Here is a 16,098-nt window from a genome sequence, read left to right on the forward strand (position 1 = left end):
GGGTCAGTGCACGGTAATGGCGATGTTCGCATCGTGCGCCGCCGCCAGAAACGCGTCCCGCACGTCCTCGTCGGTCACCTCGCCATCGAGCGCGTCCGCGCAAAGGCGAATGGCCTTGTAGAAAGCGGGTCCGTGCTGCTTCGGCCAGAAATCCATCAGATAGGCGGCCGCCTCGAGGGAGTTGCGCACCACCACGAACGCTTCGGCCTCCCGATTGGCCAGGACGACGGGCATCTGCCAGTTGTGAGCGCTTTCCATTTCGAAACCCCGCGCTGTTGTTGTCCTTCTACAATCAGGAATGGCGAGGATTGTTCCGTCCGCCTCCCGGAACCAACGCGGCCGAGCGAACTTCTAGACGATCGCGTGAACAAGGCGGGAGCGGGATCGTGCTGGATTATCTCACTGCGGATTTGCTGCTTTTCGTCGTCATCGGCTTCCTGGCCCAGATCGTCGACGGCGCCCTTGGCCTTGCCTTCGGCGTGCTGACGACCACGAGCCTGCTTGCCGTCGGCGTGCCGCCGGCAACGGCAAGCGCCATGACCCATGTGACGGAATGCTTCACCACCGCCGCTTCCGGGCTTTCGCATGCCTATCATCGCAATGTCGACTGGCGGCTGGTGGCGCGGCTTGCGCCGGCCGGCATGGCGGGCGGGGCGATTGGCGCCTATCTCCTGTCGAACATCGACGGAAAGGTGATCGAGCCCTTCGTTTCGGCCTATCTCGTCGCCGTCGGCCTCTTCATCCTCTACAAGGCCTTCAACCCGTCCTGGCCGCGGGATGTGCGCGACTGGATCGTGCCCTATGTCGGCGGGCTCGGCGGCGTGCTCGATGCCATGGGCGGCGGCGGATGGGGGCCGATCGTGACGAGCAGCCTGCTCGGGCGCGGCCATGACCTCAGGAAGGTCATCGGCTCCACCAACCTCACCGAATTTGCCGTCACCATGGTCATCTCGATCACCTTCGTCCTGGCGCTCGGCTGGTCGGAGCTCTCCTCGGCGGTGGGTCTCATCATCGGCGGGGTGCTCGCCGCGCCCTTCGGCGCCCTCATCGTCAGCCGGCTGCCGGTCAAGCCGCTGATGATCGCGGTCGCGCTGGTCATCACGGGGACGGCCGCGGTGCGGGTGTTCTAGCCGCCTCCGCCGGCAGATGTGGCATCAGGACGCGCTTATTTTACGCCTCCCGCAAAATTAGCGAGGAACCAAACGCCGCGATCTCGGTTTGCTTCTTGCCTTCAACGGCTGACAACGAGGAAACATCATGAAAAAGCTATTGCTCGCCGCCGCGTTCGTCGGCGCATCGACCCTTGGCGCCTTCGCCCAGACCTCCACGACGCCCACCACCGATGGCGATACGCCGGCGGTCGCGACGCCGGACGACAAGAACGCCACCGCGCCGGTCGAAGGCGCGAACAGCTTCACCGAGGACCAGGCCAAGGAGCGCATCGCGGAAGCGGGCTATGCCGACGTCACCGGGCTCGCGCTCGACGACAAGGGCGTCTGGCGGGGCACCGCGATGAAGGACGGCAAGTCCGTCAGTGTCGCGCTCGACTACCAGGGCAACATCGTCGCCAACTGACGCCAACTGAGAGGATACTCCCATGAAGAAAACCGCAACCGGACTTTTTGACGACTATTCCGACGCGCGTGCCGCGGTCAGCGCCCTCGAAGCGCGGGGCATCCCCTCGGACGATATCAGCATCGTGTCGAACAATGTGGACGAGCGCCGGACCGGCGATACGAACGCCGCGGAGGGCGCGGGAGCAGGGGCCGGCATCGGCGCGGCCGTCGGCGGCGTCGGCGGCCTCCTGACCGGCCTCGGCATCATGGCCATTCCGGGCGTCGGGCCCGTGGTCGCCGCCGGCTGGCTTGCCGCCACGGCGGCCGGTGCCGCCGCCGGCGCGGTGGCCGGCGGCGCGGCGGGCGGCCTCATCGGCGCGATGACGGAATCCGGCGTGCCGGAGGAGCATGCCCATGTCTATGCAGAAGGCGTGCGCCGCGGCGGCACGCTGGTTACCGCCCGCGTCGAGGAAAGCCTTTATCCCGAGGCCGAGGCGATCCTGCGCCAGTCGAACTGGGTCGATCCGGCCGAGCGGCGCGCGGCCTATGCCGAGCAGGGCTGGACGCGCTTCGACGAGACGCTCGATCCCTACGGTCCCGCCGAAATCGAGCAGGAGCGCCTGCGCTACCGGCGCTGATCGCTTGGCAGCCGTATTTTTCGGTTCGTGATGCAGCGGCCGGCCCGGACCTTCGGGCCGGCCGCTTTGCATCCGTCGCCGCGCGTGCGGCGCGCCGTCCCGCTCTTGCGACTTGGACAGGATGGCGTAAGCTCGACGGCGCACCGTCATCTCCCCGAATTGGCGGCGTCAGGCGCTGACAGGCGCGCCGGCCCGAAACAGGAGGCGTGGACATGGCCGCCCCGTTGCGCTCTGCACCCCCCAACAACCTCCTGCAGCTCCTGCCGGATGTCGACTTCCAGATGCTGGCGCCCGACCTGAAGCACGAGGTCCTTCCCAAGGGCACGCCCCTTGCGCATCGGGACCGGCCGATCGACGCGGTGTATTTCCTGACCGACGGCATCGGGTCCGTCGTGATCACGACGCCGCAGGGCCGGCGCGCGGAAGCAGGCATCTTCGGCTTCGACGGCTACATCCCGACCTCCGCGGTCACGGGCGCCCGGGTCAGCTCCTATGACGTGACGGTCCAGCTCGACGCCGAGGGCTACAGCATGGGCTTCGACGATTTTCGCCGCTGGATGGACCAGAGCAAGCCCTTCGTCCGGATCATGAACCGCTCGATGGAAAGCTTTGCCGTGCAACTGGCCCACACGGCCGTGTCCAATGCGGTCCACGAGGTCAACGAGCGGCTCGCCCGCTGGCTTCTCATGTGCCACGACCGCTCGCGCAGCGACGAGATGGCGCTGACGCACGAACTCCTGTCGGTGCTCCTAGGCGTCAGGCGGCCGAGCGTGACGACCGCGCTGCATGTCCTGGAAGGCGAGGGCTTCATCCGCTCGCTGCGCGGCAGCGTCGTCATCCGCGACCGTCCCGCCCTGGAGGAGTTCGCCCACGACGCCTATGGCAGGCCGGAAGCAGAATACCGGCGCCTGATGAGCGGCCTTTCCTGAGGCATCCTGAAAGGGGCCATTGTGGGGCCGGCTGGCCGGTCGAAAAGGGGAAGTGGTTATCGACGGCTTCGAGCTGTAACGCCGCGCCCGGCTGAACCGCTCACCGGCGAGCCTCCGGCCCGCCGCTCAGGCCTTCGCCCGGTTGGCCAGCCAGAAGGCGAGCTGCGCCACGAGGCCTGCGGCGAAGAGGACCGAGCCGGCGGCAAGCATCGGATTGCCGCCGAGGCCGCCGAGCGCCGTGCAGGCCGCGCCGATCGCCATCTGGGCGGCGCCGTAGAGGCCCGACGCGGAGCCGGCGGCCTGCGGATTGACGCCGAGCGCCTCCGTCAAGGCCGCCGGAGAGGCCAGCCCCGCGCCGAAGCTGAAGAAGAGCATGGGAACGACGGCAAGGGCCACGTTCAGCCGGCCGGAAAGCGCGGCGGCCAGGAACAGCGTCGCGGCAAGGCAGTGGATCAGGTTGCCGAGGATCATCAGGTGCGCGATCGGCATGCGGGTGACGGCGCGGTTTGCGATAAAACTCCTGTTTCAAGTTCGAAGGCGCGGCGAGACCGGCTGCCGCTCGGCAAGCAGGCCATCCGGCATCGCTGTCCGTGGTGTGGAATGGGCCGCAGCGGCGGGGCCGGCCTTCGCGCCGTCGCCGCTGCGGTCCTTCCCCGAAGCGGTCAGCCCATGTACCTGGCCAGGTACGACAGCACCTTCTCGGGGTGGCGCCGAACCAGTTGTAGCCGTCCTCGAAGCGCTTGGTCGTGCCTTCGGTCCAGTACAGTTCCTTGTCGGTGCTGGCCAAAGCGTCGAACGTGCTTTGCGCGTCGCTCGGGTTCTCGATGATCGCGTCGTCCTTCACCCGATCAGCTCCTGCAAGGAGCAGACGGCCGCGATCTACGCCGCGAAGCTCGCCGAACTCGGCTATGTCTGCCTTGCCTTCGACGCCTCCACGCAGGGCGCCAGCGGCGGTCCCGGCCGCTATCTGGAAGACCCGGCGACCCGCGTCGAGGATTTCCGCTGCGCGGCCGATTACCTCGTGACGCTGCCCTATGTCGACGAGAACCGCATCGGCGTGCTCGGCATCTGCGGCGGTGGCGGCTATGCCGTGAACGCGGCGATGACCGAGCGCCGCTTCAAGGCGGTCGGCACCATCGTCGGGGCCAATTACGGCCGGCTGTGCCGGGAGGGGGACCTCTCCGCCGATGCGGCGATCAAGGCGCTGGAAGGCATCGGCGCGCAGCGCACGGCCGAGGCCCGCGGCGCGGAGACCGCGATCGCCACCTATATCCCGCAGTCGAAGGCGCAGCTCGACTCCTATGGCATCACGGATGTCGATGTGGTCGAGGCGGTGGACTACTACACGACGCCGCGCGGCCAGCAGCCGGGATCGCCCAACAAGCTGAACGTCGCCAGCACCGGCGCCGGCTTCACCTTCGATGCCTTCCATCTGGCGGAGAAGCTGCTGACCCAGCCGCTGCAGATCGTCGTTGGTGGCGGGCAGGCGGGCGCCTTCGGCTCCTATCGCGACGGGTTCGAGCTGTTCAACAAGTCGGCCTCGAAGGTGAAGAACATCCTCGTCGTGCCCGGCGCCACGCACTACGACCTCTACGACAAGCCCGATTGCGTCGATCAGGCCGTCGACAGGCTCAAGACGTTCTACGCCGAGAACCTCTGACCGTCAGCCACCGATAGGAAGGTTCGCCGTACTGCCGAGCGACAGGAATGTCCCTGCGCGCGTGGCGCAGGCGGCCGCTTAGGGCGGATTCTCCCTGCTTAGACTTTGATGAGGCTGGCCCGATTTGATCTCGGAAAAGCGAAACACCAGCAGATGAGGGCAGGCCGCAATTCGCGAGTTTTACTGGAGATCAATGACGTCGTGAGCAACCGCCCGGACCAATCGTTTATCGTGGCTTGTAAGAACGAGGCTCATATCCTGCTCGTCAACCAGGGTTCGCAGAAGCTCTGTCACTTCGCGCTGCACCAGTGGATCAAGCCGCGATGTCGGTTCATCGGCGACCAGGCAATACGGTTTGAACAGGAGGATGCGAGCGATTGCGATGCGTTGCAGTTCTCCACCGGAAACCTCGTCCGGTCGCCGTTCGAGAAGCGATGGATGAACCGCCAACCGATCGAGAAGGGGTGGCAGGTCGCGTGCCAGGCATCCGAACGGTAGCACAGGTTTGAGGTCCTCGAGCTGAAGTCTCAACACACGCCCCGGCATGAACGCCGAAGCTGGATCCTGATGTAACTTCTGAAAACGCGCGCGTAAGGCAGGTCGACGGACACGGTGCGGATCAGTGCCGTCGCACCATCGCACCGTGCCTGCATGCGGTCGCGCGAGGCCGAGGAGCACATTGCCCAACATCGTTTTGCCGCAACCGCTCGGACCCGTTATGGCTGTGATGCTCCCCCGGAGGAGCGTCAGACTTAAGTCCTGGAATAATCTGCGATCACCGACCGCATAGGTGAGCTTTTGGGCGTGGAGCACCGGCTCGGCGATGCGTTGCGCCGTGCGTCGGGGCCACCGATCGGGATCTGCATCAAGCCACGCCCGGGTATAGGCGTGGCGCGGTGCCAGTATCACCTCTTCCACAGGCCCCTGTTCCAACATCCGGCCGGCGCGCATCACACCTATTTGACCGCCAAGGCCACGCGCGACGCGTATGTCGTGTGTGATTGCCAACACCGCCCGGCCATGGTCGAGGAGTTGTCGGATGCGTGAGACAGTCTCTTCGACCCGATCATCATCCAGGCCTTTGGTCGGCTCGTCGGCGATGATGACGGGCGCCTGCGTCGTCAATGCCCCGGCAACCAGAACACGTTGAGCCATGCCGCCCGACAACATGAACGGATACTGCCGCCCAACCGAGGCACGGAGGCTCAGGCTCGTCATCGCCTGATGCGCATGTGCCTGTTTTGCCAAACCAGTGATCTGCGGCAGCACGCGCATTGTCGGATCGAGTGCTGCTCGTGGTTCTTGCGGCACAAGCGCCAGGTGATTTGCCCAATACTGTCGCAAAGCCGCCCGATCCGATAGTTCGACGGTACGTCCATCGAACTCGATGCGTCCTTGCACGCTCAGTCCCTCCGGGACCAGGCCGAGCACCGCCTGCGCGACGAGGCTCTTGCCGCTACCTGTTTCGCCTATCAGAACAACGGCGCCTGCCTGCGGAATTGCGAAGCTGACGGCTTCGACCAGCAGCGTGCCTTTTTGATCCCGTACCGAGAGATCACAAACTCGTAATATCGCCCGCATCATATTGCCTCGGCCAGTCGTCGCCCGGCGATCATGCAGGTGAGCACGGTCACGAACAGCGCGACACAGGGGGCTGCGATCTGTACTGGCGCGACGTCCATATAGGGCAGGAGCTCCGTGATCATTGCGCCCCATTCCGGCGTGGGCGGTTGCAACCCAAGTCCCAGGAAGCCCAGTGAAGAGATCGTCAAGACCGCGCCACCGACGCCCAGCGCCGCAAGTGACGCTGTATGGATCAGAACCCGCGGCATGACCTGTCGCAAGAGGATCCGCCATCCTGCGAGACCAGCCAGACGCGACGCCTCGACATGCGCCTCGGTCATGGCGGCGGCTGCGACACTCCGCGTCATCCTGGCGAACTGGGGCCACTGCCCCAGCGCAATACCGACGAGAACCGGCAACATTCCGCCACCCATCAGCCCTGCCAGTACCATTGCGAGAAGTAGTCCAGGGAACGCAAGCGCGAGGTCGGTGAGGCGCATCATCGCTGCATCGACAAGGCGGTTGGAGACCGCGGCGGCTAGCCCGACCAAGGTCCCGATGGCCACCGCCGCTGCCATCGCTGACGTCGCGATGCCGATAGAGCGGGGTAGTGCATGGAAGAGGCGAGCGAACACGTCGCGACCCAGATGGTCGGTTCCGAGCGGAAACAGCATGGATGGCGGCGCGAGGGCAACCGCGAGGTCCTGATGGAGAGGATCGCGGCCGATGATCGCGGCGATCGTAACAATCGTCACCGCCGTAGCCGCCCCGATCGTCCAAAGAAGGCGCTGATCAACGGCTGCCATGGCCCTCATCCACAAGCCGGGGATCCATCCACATGCAAATGAGGTCAGCGGCAAGGCTGATTGCCGCGAAGGTGGTGCCGATCAGAAGCGCACAACCCATGACGACTGGGACATCGCGTGCAAGCAGCGCCGATACCATCGCGTTCCCGATCCCCGGAAAATTGAACAAGGTCTCCACGACAAAAAAGCCGTCCATGAGATAGGCAAACTGAAGCGCCGCGAAGGTGACGATCGGAACGCTCGCGTTTCGCAGGCCATGCCGTATGAAGGCTTTGACTTTGCCAAACCCTCTCACATGAGCATAGGTCATGTAGGCTGAGGCCTGCACTTCAGCGACAGCATCGCGTATGACCCGCATAGACGGCGCCATCAGCCCCAGGGCCAGCGTGATGGCTGGAAGGACGAGATGCTCAGGTCGTCGATACCCTGCTGGCGGAAGCAGGTTGAGTGCGAGTACGAAGATCGAGATGAGTGCGATCCCGATCAGGAAGGTCGGCAACGATGAAAAGGCCGCCGCGGCGAATGCCGTTGCCCGATCGATTGCGCCATCGGGCTTGAGACCGGCCGCGATACCAAGCGGCAAAGCCAATGCATAGGAGAGCAGCCAGGCGATAACTGCGAGCCGCAGGGTGTATCCGCCAGCCTGCCGAAGTTCCTCGGCCACGGGCCGGCCGGAAACGAAGGAGCGCCCGATATCACCGGTGGCGACCGCCTTCAGCCAGTCGAAATACTGCACGAGGAGAGGGCGAGACAGCATCTCGGCGTCGCGGATCTGCTCGACCGCCGCTGGAGACATATTTTCCGTTCCCAACCGGCCGACGGCGATCCGCAGCGCCATGTCGCCGGGAATGGCGTGAAGAAGCGCAAAGCAGATCGTTGCGAGGATCAACGCGACCGAGAGAGCCTCAAGAACCCGGCGCAAAACAGCGCGCGGAACGGCGTGACGAACCGCGCGCTGCATGGATCAGTCCTTGAACGACAAATGATTGAGCGGTCGCGTCTGCATCACCGGGTCGGCAACAAAGCCTTCCAGCCGCTCCGAGACGGCGTATTTCTCATCGGTGAACGTGATCGGGATGACGGGAAGTTCGTTCTGCAGGATTTCAGCCATCTCGCGCTGAAGCGGCAGGCGAGCCTCCGGATCGGTCGTGAGATTGTATGCGGCAACGGCTGCCCGCATCTCCTCGCTCTTCCATCCGGTGGCTCCGGTCGCATCTGTGCTGGGTTCGTCGGTCGCAAAGTCGCTGGTGAGGCGCGCCACCGGATCCGGCACCTGGTAGATCATGGTGCGGATGCCTAGTCCCAACTCGAGCGTCCCATCGTTCTGTGCTTCCGGGATAAGGCTGGATTCCCCGACCTGGATGGAGAGGTCAAAGCCGATCGCCTTTAACTGGGCCTGGAGTGCCTCGGCAATCACGGGCAGGTATGCGCGCTGCGGGAATGTCCGCATCATGCCGGCGAAGCGCGTGCCATCCTTTTCACGGATCCCGTCTGCCCCCGGTTTCCAGCCGAGCTCGTCGAGGATACGGTTCGCCTCGGCGACGTTGAGCGTCTGCGGCTTGAAATCCTCAAAATGCCATCCCTTCATCGCGGGCGGGAAATACTGGTTCGCGGCAAGGTCCTGGTTGCCCATGATCGTCCGGGCGATTGCTTGTCTGTCGACGGCAAAGCTGAGCGCGCGGCGAATCTCGACATCGGCGAACTGCGGTTTTTTGACATTGACCAGCATCATGACGACCCGGGGCACCGGTGCACGGACGATGTGCGTCTCTCCGGAGCGGTCGATACGCGAGACGGCCGTCGTCGGGATTTCCAGCACCAGATCGCCTTCACCTGCCAGCGCGATGTTCACGCGGGTCTCAGGGTTCGGTATGCCATCCACGCGGACACGCTCGATTTTCGCGACGTCACCCCAATAGCTGTCATGCCGAACCAGATCGAGGCCCTGCGGGAGTTCCGCTTTTTCGATTCTGTACGGTCCTGTCGCCACGATAGCCGTGAGTTCTCCGCTTGAAGCGAACGACGAGGGCGCAAGAACCGGAACGGCGGGGTCCAGGAGGTAGGCAAGGAATGGCGCGAACGGTTGCTCAAGCGTGAATGTCACGGTCCCGTCACCGGCGCTGACATCCTTGACCTTGGCGTTCTTGATAAGGTTGCCGGTCGGAAGGAGCGCCTTGAAGGATGCCGCGACGGCCTCCGGCGTCATCGCGGTTCCGTCGTGGAAGGTGACGTTGGGGCGCAGGAAGAAAGTCCATTTCAGGCCATCGGCCGATGTCTCCCAGCGCTCGGCCAGCGCCGGCAGCACCGCCGCCTCCGGATTCGTCTGTACCAGCGTCTCCGTGACGCTGTTGGCGCGAAGCTGGAACCCCCCGGTCTGGGTATCGAGCCGTTGCAGCTGGAACGGCTCCACGACGCGAAGCTCCTCCTGCGCAAAGACGGAAAAGGGGGAGACGAGCATCGCCGTTACGAAAGCGGAAAACCAAAGATTGCGAGACATGAAAATCACTCCGGAGCGATTGCGGTGAGAACGAAGAAGGTGATCGGGGTATCCGGATCGTCATAAACGGAGCCGTAAGGGTCGCCGGGCATCAGGTGGCGCCAGCTTTCAACGGAGCGGAAGCCGGCGCCAGCGATCAGCGCACGCGCATCGGTCTCGGTCAGACCGTTATAGAAGGGCAGGTTTGTCCCGAAGATTTCGCGACTGTTGTTGACGCGTTGGCGATACCAAAGCCCATCCGACAGCAGAAGTTTGCCGCCTGGCCGGAGGATTTCGCGCGCCAGGGTCAGTGCGGCCGGCGGGTTTTCGAGCGTCCACAGGACATTGCGTATCGCGACGGCATCGGCACTTGACGCCGGAAGCTTCGCTTCGTCCATGGTCGAGTGGATGAAGTCGATCTCAAGGCCGGCCTCGGCAGCAGCGGTTCTTCCATGAGAAAGCATTTCGAGAGAGCCATCGACGGCCGTGACACGATGGCCAAGGCTCGCCGCGAGGAGCGCGCACGCTCCGGTCCCGCACCCTAGATCGACGACGTCCTGAGGCCTGCTGCCGAGTGCGGCTTCGAACACTGCCCGCCATGACGAGGCGTCGCGCCGATGGGACGCCGCGGCGTCAAACTTCCATGCCCGAGCATTCCAATGCTCTGACATAGCGGTGGCAGTCGTCGGGGCAACACGTTCCATCGTGGGGTCCTTCGATAGCAGGTGCTGGTTGCTGCGTGGGTCATGACGTGGAACGCACCGGGCGATAGATCATCGCCGGCAGGCGCGCCAGGATGTTGCTTGCGAGCTTGCCGGGTCGATCGACGGAGCGGCACCAGCCGTCGTCAAGCTGAGCATAGAGCTGCGCAAAGCGCACGATGTCGGCCACGTCCTCGATTGGATCGAGGTTGAAGAAGAGCCAACTCGCCTTTTCGGGAGCACGAACGGCGACCGAGCACGGCTGGTCACAGCCGCCCATGCAGGCGGTTCCCGTAACCTCGAACTGGTCGGAGAGGCTCGTTTCGGCAATGGACGCGCGCAGGTTCGCGATCATGGTTCCGCCGGGCCGGCGGTAACGCTCCGTCCGTTTGCAGCCTTTGCAAACAAGGATCTGATGCGGCGCGGATTGAACCACGGAATAGGCAGGTGTCGCCACCGGCCGGGAAGATGCTTTCGCCATCACTGCTCCTGACCGGACTCCCCGCCCGGTTCGGTTTCATTCGTGATGGCAGGTCTCCTGACTTGCGGGTCGTCGCGTCCTCCACCTTCCCAGCGCCTCCGAACGAGGTTCACCAGTGGTCTTTGGAGGTTGCTCGCCGCTCACAGTTGCGGGGGCAGTCACGGTCTCGGCCCCTGATGGGTAGTCCTCACCGTGTTCCCTTTTCACCTGACGTCGCTTGGCATGTCAGGAACCATCGACGACACCGTAGCCAACAGTCAGCGCAAGTCAACGGCCTGATTTCGGCGCGTCACCCAATAACCTGTTGGAATAGAGTGGGCCGATCTTATTATTGGACGGCCGACTGCGCTCATCCCATAGTGCGCGTGTCGGACGAGGGAGACGTCGGTCCTCCCAAGCGTCACCCGGTCCGCCGCAAACAAGATGGGGAACAAAAATGATCAAGATCCTGACTCATGTTTCAATTGTCACCGCCTTCGCTTTGACTGCCTTGAGCGGTCAAAGCTTTGCTCAGAGTTTCGACGCCTCGGCGATCAAGGTCGAGGAGGTCTTGGCCTCCCGTTTGCCCGAAAAAATCAAGGCGGCCGGCGTCCTGACCATAGGGTCGGACACCGCCTATGCACCCTGGGAATTCCTGAGCGAGAAGGATGGACAGACGCCGGAAGGCATCGACGTCGACATTGCCAACGCGATCGGCAAGAAGCTCGGCGTCAAGATCGACTTTCAGACCTCGGCCTTCGAGGCCATTCTGCCCGCTCTCGGAACCAAGTTCGACATCGGCGTTTCTGCCTTTTCGATCACGAACGAGCGTATGAAAGCGGTCAATTTCGTCAGTTATGCCGACACGGGCAGCATGTGGGCCGTCAAGGCCGGCAACCCGACTAAGTTCGACCCAGCCGATATTTGCGGCCGCAAGATTGCCATCCAGTCCGGCAGCTACCACGAAAAGGCAGTCATCGCCGAAAATGATCTTTGCAAGCAGGCTGGCAAAGCCGAAATCGAGATTTTGCCATTCTCCAAGCAGCCTGAAGCGCTGACCCGCGTCGCTGCGGGCGGCGCGGACGCCACGGTCTCTGGTGAGGCCGGCATCGGTTATGCTGCCAAACAGTCGAGCGGAGCCTTTGAAACTCTCAAGCCGGCCGGCGGCGCGCTGAGCAAGCACGGTCCGAACGGGATCGCCGTTGCAAAGGCAGACATGGAACTGACGCAACTCATCGCAGACACCATCAATTCCCTGATTGCAGACGGCACCTACAAGGCCCTGCTCGACACCTGGGGCGTCGGCTCCGTTATCGTCGACAAGGCGCTCGTGAACCCTGAAGTCAAGATCTGAGCTCATGGCTTCCGATGTTGAAAACATTGCGACCGGCTTCAAGCCGGTCGCCGTAGAGAAGCCAGCGATCACGCGAAACATCGTGGTTCCGCGCCGTCATCCCGGCCGCTGGCTCGCGGTCGCGGTCCTTGCCATTCTCGCCCTGCAGATCGGCCAGGCGGTTTCGGTCAATCCCAACTTCCATTGGGATGTGTACCTGACGTACCTTTTTTCGCCGCAGGTCATTCGGGGCGTGGGATGGACACTTCTGCTGACGGTTGTTGCCATGACCGTAGCGATCGTTGTCGCTGGCCTGCTCGTTGTCATGCGAGACAGCGAGAACCCTGTTCTTCGCGGCATCGCCTATGGTTGGGTGTGGTTCTTCCGGGGCACACCGATCTACACCCAGCTGCTATTCTGGGGCCTCTTTGCCGTTCTCTTCCCCAATCTCAGCCTTGCAATTCCGTTCGGGCCAGAGATCGTCAGTGTCGAGACGAAGTACATCCTCACGCCTGCCATGGCCGCGATCCTCGGCCTTGGTTTCAACGAGTCCGCCTATCTCACGGAAATCTTCCGCGCAGGCTTCAACTCCCTCGACAGAGGGCAGGCCGAGGCCGCCCAGGCACTCGGGATGAAACCCGGAAAAATCTGGATGCGGATCCTGATGCCGCAGGCGATGCGCGTGATCATCCCGCCGACAGGCAATGAAACGATCGGCATGCTGAAGATGACGTCGCTCGTGCTCGCGGTACCGTTCACGCTGGACCTGACCTTCGCGACCAACGCGATTTCCAACAGGCTGTACCTGCCGATCCCGCTCCTGCTGGTCGCGGGTACCTGGTATCTCGCGATCACCAGCCTGCTGATGGTCGGCCAGCATTTTCTCGAGCGTCACTTTGGCAAGGGCGTTTCCGTTCATCCGACACGGGCGGAGTAGAGCCATGAACGCAAATATTTCCGAATTCTGCGTCGAAATGCAGAACATCCATAAGTTCTACGGCCCTGTCCATGCGCTCAAAGGCGTCGATCTTCGCGTGCGCCGGGGCGAGGTCTGCGTTGCGATCGGCCCTTCGGGCTCTGGCAAGTCGACGCTGCTCCGGTGCATCAACCAGCTTGAAAGCATCTCGGCCGGTCGTGTCCTCCTGAAGGGGGAGTTGCAGGGTTACGTCGAGAGGGACGGACGGTTTCATCCTCTTTCGTCCGGCCAAATCGCTGCCCAGCGACGCATGACAGGGATGGTCTTTCAACGTTTTCATCTGTTCCCGCACATGACGGCACTCGAAAATGTCATGGAAGGGCCGGCCCATGTCAAAGGTTGGCCGAAAGAGCAGGCGCGCAAAAAGGCCAACGAGCTCCTGGACAGGGTGGGGCTGGATGGTTTCGGCGGCCGCTATCCGGGACAGCTTTCCGGTGGTCAGCAGCAGCGCGTGGCGATCGCGCGGGCGCTCGCCATGGAGCCGGAGGTTATGCTGTTCGACGAACCGACCTCTGCACTTGATCCGGAACTCGTCGGTGAGGTCCTCGACGTGATCAAGGATCTGGCGATGAGCGGCATCACAATGGTCGTCGTAACCCACGAGATCGGCTTTGCCCGCGAGGTCGGCAATCACCTCGTATTCATGGACCAGGGACAGGTGGTCGAGGAAGGCCATCCACGAACCATGCTTGCCAGTCCGCAGAACCCGCGGACTGCCGCATTCCTATCCAAGGTTCTGTGAGCGGCCATGTCAGAGAGACGCGAAATGGGCTCAGATTGCGCCGCGCAGTTGTTTTATGAACTCCTCGAGGTTTCTGGAAGGAAGGCGATTGGGTGGCGTAATCAGCAGGGTGCGGAAATGCAGTGCCGGTTCGAACGGTCGCAGGACCAGCCCGTGGTCCACGTAGGGTTCTGCGGTGAGAGGATTGACGAGGCCAATACCAATGCCTGCGGCAACCATCGCGCAGATCGTCGTCGAGTAGGGCGTCTCAATCACCGGGCGGACCGTGACGCCAGCGCGCTCAAATACGGCTTCCGCCTCGCGCCGGGTCGTATCCTCCGGAGCAAGCGCTATGAACTTTTGTCCGTCGAGGTCGCTGGGATGTATGACATCCAGAGCTTCGAGCGGATGTCCCTGTGGCATGGCAAGCGCTACCCGGAACTGCGCGAACTCCTCGACCTCCACGCCCGTGCGATCGATCTCGTCGGCCACGATCCCGAGATCGAATTGCCCGGATGCGACAAGGTCCCGGACGTTCGAGGACATCCGTGCCTGGAAGGTGATGCCGACATTGGGATTGCTTTGCATGAAGGCGTGCAGGGCGCGGGGCAACACATTCGTCGACAAGGCCGAGAGGCAGGCAATTCTGAGCTCACCGGAGCCGTAATCCCGAATGCGTGCCGCCGCACCACGAAGATGGGTCAGACCAAGAAAAGCCTGCTCCACTTCGCGGAAGAACAACTGGCCTTCCTGCGTCGGCTGCAACCGTCCCTTGATCCGCTGGAAGAGATCGAACCCGAGCGACCGCTCCAGTTCCTGGATCATCTTGCTGACCGCGGGCTGCGAGACGTGCAGCACGTCCGCGGCCCGCGCGGTCGTGCCGTTCGTCATCACCATACGAAATACTTCGACCTGCCTCAGGTTCATCGTAGCCACCTCTACAGACCAGCAATAACTTCAGCGAATAGCAGTAGCGCAAAGCGTGCCGTTCCGGAATTGATTTCCGAGCGCGTTCCGAGCGACCTCAGAAAGGTTCATCCATGAACGATCTCACCCAATGCGTTCTTACGCCGAGCGTATCGATGGACGGTTTTGCGCCGCTTGGTGTGGGGGTGCACCGCGCCTCGACGATCGTGTTCGAGGATGCCGCCGCCTACGCCTCTCGCGGCGAGCGCGGGCATGAGGGGTATTCCTACGGCCTCTATGGCACGCCGACGACGCGCACCCTCGAGGCGAAGCTGACGAGCCTGGAAGGAGGCACCTGGACGTTTCTTGCGCCTTCCGGCCAGGCCGCAAACGCATTTGCCGTGCTGCCATTTCTCGCCGCCGGCGACCATATCCTGATTGCCGATACGGCCTATCCGCCCATGCGCGACTTTGCCACTACAGATCTGCGCCGACTGGGTGTCGAAGTGGGCTTCTTCGATCCGAAATCCCCTGATGACGTTCGTGCGAAGATGCGCGCGACGACCAAGATCGTCTGGTGCGAAAGTCCGGGTTCCTCCACGATGGAAATTCTCGATTTGCCGGCGATCGCCCGGATCGCCCATGAACATGGTGCGCTTGTCGGCGTCGACAATACCTGGGCGACACCGCTCAATTTCAAGCCCCTGGAGCATGGCGCCGACATCGTGACGGAAGCGCTGACCAAGTTCGTCTCCGGCCATTCTGATGTCTTGATGGGATCGATCACGATCAAGGATACGGAGCTTCTCAAACCGATCCGGTCCCTGATCGGGCGAATGGGCATTGGTGTCTCGCCCGATGATGCGTCACTTGTCCTTCGCGGCTTTGAAACCTTCGGCGTTCGGCTACGCCATTCGGAGCGGGTGGCACTCCAATTCGCGCGCAAGATCGAGCTGCACCCGCTCGTGGAGCATGTCCTGCACCCCGCGCTCGAAACCTCGCCGGACCATGCCCTTTGGAAGCGCGACTTCCTCGGATCGAGCGGCGTTTTCAGCATCCTGTTCAAGAATGAGGCGATCGCGCATATCCCCGCGGCGCTCGACACGCTGAAGGTGTTTGCAATCGGTGCCTCCTGGGGCGGGACACGTAGTCTCGCCGCACCTATGTCGATCGATGGTTTTCGCAGCGCCACAAGCTGGTCCGGCCCGGACGTGATCTTGCGCCTGAGCATTGGACTGGAAGACGAATACGAGCTGTGGGCCGATATCGAGGGATTGCTCGCGAGCCTCGATCAGGCGGTGACGAACGCGGAAACCCGCGCGGAGCGGCACACCCTTCGCCACGGTTGACTTGAGCCGACCTGCATTTCGAGG

18 protein-coding genes and 1 riboswitch are annotated in these 16,098 nt (G+C 63.1%); of the genes, 9 read left to right on the plus strand and 9 right to left on the minus strand.

Translation table 11 applies throughout. The features are described 5' to 3' along the window. Nucleotides 1-3 precede the first annotated feature (3 nt). Nucleotides 4-258 carry a DUF982 domain-containing protein gene (locus AABQ55_RS08500; RefSeq protein ID WP_244767729.1) on the minus strand — a complete coding sequence of 85 codons (255 nt, stop codon included), beginning with the start codon at nt 256-258 and terminating at the stop codon, nt 4-6. Between the two features lie 131 nt (nt 259-389). Between AABQ55_RS08500 and AABQ55_RS08505 the strand changes: the two genes are divergently transcribed. From AABQ55_RS08505 to AABQ55_RS08520, 4 genes are all read left to right on the plus strand, one after another. Further along, nucleotides 390-1,130 (plus strand): sulfite exporter TauE/SafE family protein, encoded by a 741-nt coding sequence (locus AABQ55_RS08505; RefSeq protein WP_272807415.1) that lies wholly within the window; start codon nt 390-392, stop codon nt 1,128-1,130. A 127-nt stretch (nt 1,131-1,257) separates the two neighbouring features. Continuing rightward, complete coding sequence (locus tag AABQ55_RS08510; protein ID WP_244767728.1) at nt 1,258-1,575, plus strand: PepSY domain-containing protein; 318 nt, start codon at nt 1,258-1,260, stop codon at nt 1,573-1,575. A 22-nt stretch (nt 1,576-1,597) separates the two neighbouring features. Next, on the plus strand, nt 1,598-2,194 hold the full coding sequence (locus AABQ55_RS08515; protein WP_244767727.1) for a general stress protein: 597 nt from the start codon (nt 1,598-1,600) through the stop codon (nt 2,192-2,194). A 212-nt stretch (nt 2,195-2,406) separates the two neighbouring features. Next, nucleotides 2,407-3,123 carry a Crp/Fnr family transcriptional regulator gene (locus tag AABQ55_RS08520; RefSeq protein WP_272804701.1) on the plus strand — a complete coding sequence of 239 codons (717 nt, stop codon included), beginning with the start codon at nt 2,407-2,409 and terminating at the stop codon, nt 3,121-3,123. A 126-nt stretch (nt 3,124-3,249) separates the two neighbouring features. On the opposite strand, the gene AABQ55_RS08525 is transcribed toward AABQ55_RS08520, so the two are convergent. After that, a complete protein-coding gene (locus AABQ55_RS08525) occupies nt 3,250-3,612 on the minus strand; it encodes a hypothetical protein (RefSeq protein ID WP_272804702.1) in 363 nt (120 codons plus the stop codon). 313 nt (nt 3,613-3,925) lie between these two features. Here AABQ55_RS08525 and AABQ55_RS08530 point away from each other — a divergent pair, with 313 nt between their 5' ends. Continuing rightward, on the plus strand, nt 3,926-4,783 hold the full coding sequence (locus AABQ55_RS08530; RefSeq protein WP_336314369.1) for an alpha/beta hydrolase: 858 nt from the start codon (nt 3,926-3,928) through the stop codon (nt 4,781-4,783). A gap of 180 nt (nt 4,784-4,963) precedes the next feature. Here the strand turns inward: AABQ55_RS08530 and AABQ55_RS08535 are convergent, their stop codons facing one another. Genes AABQ55_RS08535 through AABQ55_RS08560 form a run of 6 tightly spaced genes read right to left on the minus strand, consistent with a single transcriptional unit; the run spans nt 4,964 to nt 10,810 of the window. After that, nucleotides 4,964-6,367 carry an ABC transporter ATP-binding protein gene (locus AABQ55_RS08535; protein WP_272804703.1) on the minus strand — a complete coding sequence of 468 codons (1,404 nt, stop codon included), beginning with the start codon at nt 6,365-6,367 and terminating at the stop codon, nt 4,964-4,966. Next, nucleotides 6,364-7,152, minus strand: a complete 789-nt coding sequence (locus AABQ55_RS08540; RefSeq protein ID WP_272804704.1) for an ABC transporter permease — start codon at nt 7,150-7,152, stop codon at nt 6,364-6,366. The genes AABQ55_RS08535 and AABQ55_RS08540 overlap by 4 nt, the downstream gene beginning before the upstream one ends. Next, nucleotides 7,139-8,113 carry an ABC transporter permease gene (locus AABQ55_RS08545; protein WP_272804705.1) on the minus strand — a complete coding sequence of 325 codons (975 nt, stop codon included), beginning with the start codon at nt 8,111-8,113 and terminating at the stop codon, nt 7,139-7,141. Before AABQ55_RS08545 ends, AABQ55_RS08540 begins: the two co-directional genes overlap by 14 nt. Nucleotides 8,114-8,116: 3 nt before the next feature. Then, on the minus strand, nt 8,117-9,649 hold the full coding sequence (locus AABQ55_RS08550) for an ABC transporter substrate-binding protein (protein ID WP_272804706.1): 1,533 nt from the start codon (nt 9,647-9,649) through the stop codon (nt 8,117-8,119). A 5-nt stretch (nt 9,650-9,654) separates the two neighbouring features. Continuing rightward, entirely contained in the window at nt 9,655-10,332 is a 678-nt protein-coding gene (locus tag AABQ55_RS08555) for a class I SAM-dependent methyltransferase (protein WP_272804707.1), read from the minus strand. Between the two features lie 40 nt (nt 10,333-10,372). Further along, nucleotides 10,373-10,810 (minus strand): DUF1636 domain-containing protein, encoded by a 438-nt coding sequence (locus AABQ55_RS08560; RefSeq protein WP_272807416.1) that lies wholly within the window; start codon nt 10,808-10,810, stop codon nt 10,373-10,375. A 30-nt stretch (nt 10,811-10,840) separates the two neighbouring features. Further along, nucleotides 10,841-11,062: riboswitch (cobalamin riboswitch) on the minus strand. A 184-nt stretch (nt 11,063-11,246) separates the two neighbouring features. Between AABQ55_RS08560 and AABQ55_RS08565 the strand changes: the two genes are divergently transcribed. From AABQ55_RS08565 to AABQ55_RS08575, 3 genes are read left to right on the plus strand one after another with little or no spacing between them, the layout of a single operon-like run. Further along, nucleotides 11,247-12,143 carry an ABC transporter substrate-binding protein gene (locus tag AABQ55_RS08565; protein WP_272804708.1) on the plus strand — a complete coding sequence of 299 codons (897 nt, stop codon included), beginning with the start codon at nt 11,247-11,249 and terminating at the stop codon, nt 12,141-12,143. Nucleotides 12,144-12,147: 4 nt separating this feature from the next. After that, on the plus strand, nt 12,148-13,059 hold the full coding sequence (locus AABQ55_RS08570) for an amino acid ABC transporter permease (RefSeq protein ID WP_272804709.1): 912 nt from the start codon (nt 12,148-12,150) through the stop codon (nt 13,057-13,059). Between the two features lie 4 nt (nt 13,060-13,063). Continuing rightward, nucleotides 13,064-13,840 carry an amino acid ABC transporter ATP-binding protein gene (locus AABQ55_RS08575; protein ID WP_244767714.1) on the plus strand — a complete coding sequence of 259 codons (777 nt, stop codon included), beginning with the start codon at nt 13,064-13,066 and terminating at the stop codon, nt 13,838-13,840. A 30-nt stretch (nt 13,841-13,870) separates the two neighbouring features. Here AABQ55_RS08575 and AABQ55_RS08580 read toward each other — a convergent pair whose 3' ends face one another. Then, the gene (locus AABQ55_RS08580; RefSeq protein WP_244767713.1) at nt 13,871-14,746 is read right to left on the minus strand and encodes a LysR substrate-binding domain-containing protein; all 876 of its coding nucleotides are present in this window, start codon (nt 14,744-14,746) and stop codon (nt 13,871-13,873) included. A 113-nt stretch (nt 14,747-14,859) separates the two neighbouring features. Here AABQ55_RS08580 and AABQ55_RS08585 point away from each other — a divergent pair, with 113 nt between their 5' ends. Then, nucleotides 14,860-16,074 (plus strand): trans-sulfuration enzyme family protein, encoded by a 1,215-nt coding sequence (locus AABQ55_RS08585; protein WP_272804710.1) that lies wholly within the window; start codon nt 14,860-14,862, stop codon nt 16,072-16,074. Nucleotides 16,075-16,098: the final 24 nt, after the last annotated feature.

Origin of the sequence: Shinella sp. WSD5-1 (assembly GCF_963942435.1) — a bacterium.
GTDB classification, from domain to species: Bacteria; Pseudomonadota; Alphaproteobacteria; order Rhizobiales; family Rhizobiaceae; genus Shinella; species Shinella yambaruensis.

Excerpts from the sequence above, each read along its gene's own strand:
- AABQ55_RS08500 (WP_244767729.1), bottom strand. The coding sequence starts at position 258 with ATGGAAAGCGCTCACAACTGGCAGATGCCCGTCGTCCTGGCCAATCGG.
- AABQ55_RS08510 (WP_244767728.1), top strand. The coding sequence starts at position 1,258 with ATGAAAAAGCTATTGCTCGCCGCCGCGTTCGTCGGCGCATCGACCCTT.
- AABQ55_RS08515 (WP_244767727.1), top strand. The coding sequence starts at position 1,598 with ATGAAGAAAACCGCAACCGGACTTTTTGACGACTATTCCGACGCGCGT.
- AABQ55_RS08520 (WP_272804701.1), top strand. The coding sequence starts at position 2,407 with ATGGCCGCCCCGTTGCGCTCTGCACCCCCCAACAACCTCCTGCAGCTC.
- AABQ55_RS08525 (WP_272804702.1), bottom strand. The coding sequence starts at position 3,612 with ATGCCGATCGCGCACCTGATGATCCTCGGCAACCTGATCCACTGCCTT.
- AABQ55_RS08535 (WP_272804703.1), bottom strand. The coding sequence starts at position 6,367 with ATGATGCGGGCGATATTACGAGTTTGTGATCTCTCGGTACGGGATCAA.
- AABQ55_RS08540 (WP_272804704.1), bottom strand. The coding sequence starts at position 7,152 with ATGGCAGCCGTTGATCAGCGCCTTCTTTGGACGATCGGGGCGGCTACG.
- AABQ55_RS08545 (WP_272804705.1), bottom strand. The coding sequence starts at position 8,113 with ATGCAGCGCGCGGTTCGTCACGCCGTTCCGCGCGCTGTTTTGCGCCGG.
- AABQ55_RS08550 (WP_272804706.1), bottom strand. The coding sequence starts at position 9,649 with ATGTCTCGCAATCTTTGGTTTTCCGCTTTCGTAACGGCGATGCTCGTC.
- AABQ55_RS08555 (WP_272804707.1), bottom strand. The coding sequence starts at position 10,332 with ATGGAACGTGTTGCCCCGACGACTGCCACCGCTATGTCAGAGCATTGG.
- AABQ55_RS08560 (WP_272807416.1), bottom strand. The coding sequence starts at position 10,810 with ATGGCGAAAGCATCTTCCCGGCCGGTGGCGACACCTGCCTATTCCGTG.
- AABQ55_RS08565 (WP_272804708.1), top strand. The coding sequence starts at position 11,247 with ATGATCAAGATCCTGACTCATGTTTCAATTGTCACCGCCTTCGCTTTG.
- AABQ55_RS08570 (WP_272804709.1), top strand. The coding sequence starts at position 12,148 with ATGGCTTCCGATGTTGAAAACATTGCGACCGGCTTCAAGCCGGTCGCC.
- AABQ55_RS08575 (WP_244767714.1), top strand. The coding sequence starts at position 13,064 with ATGAACGCAAATATTTCCGAATTCTGCGTCGAAATGCAGAACATCCAT.
- AABQ55_RS08580 (WP_244767713.1), bottom strand. The coding sequence starts at position 14,746 with ATGAACCTGAGGCAGGTCGAAGTATTTCGTATGGTGATGACGAACGGC.
- AABQ55_RS08585 (WP_272804710.1), top strand. The coding sequence starts at position 14,860 with ATGAACGATCTCACCCAATGCGTTCTTACGCCGAGCGTATCGATGGAC.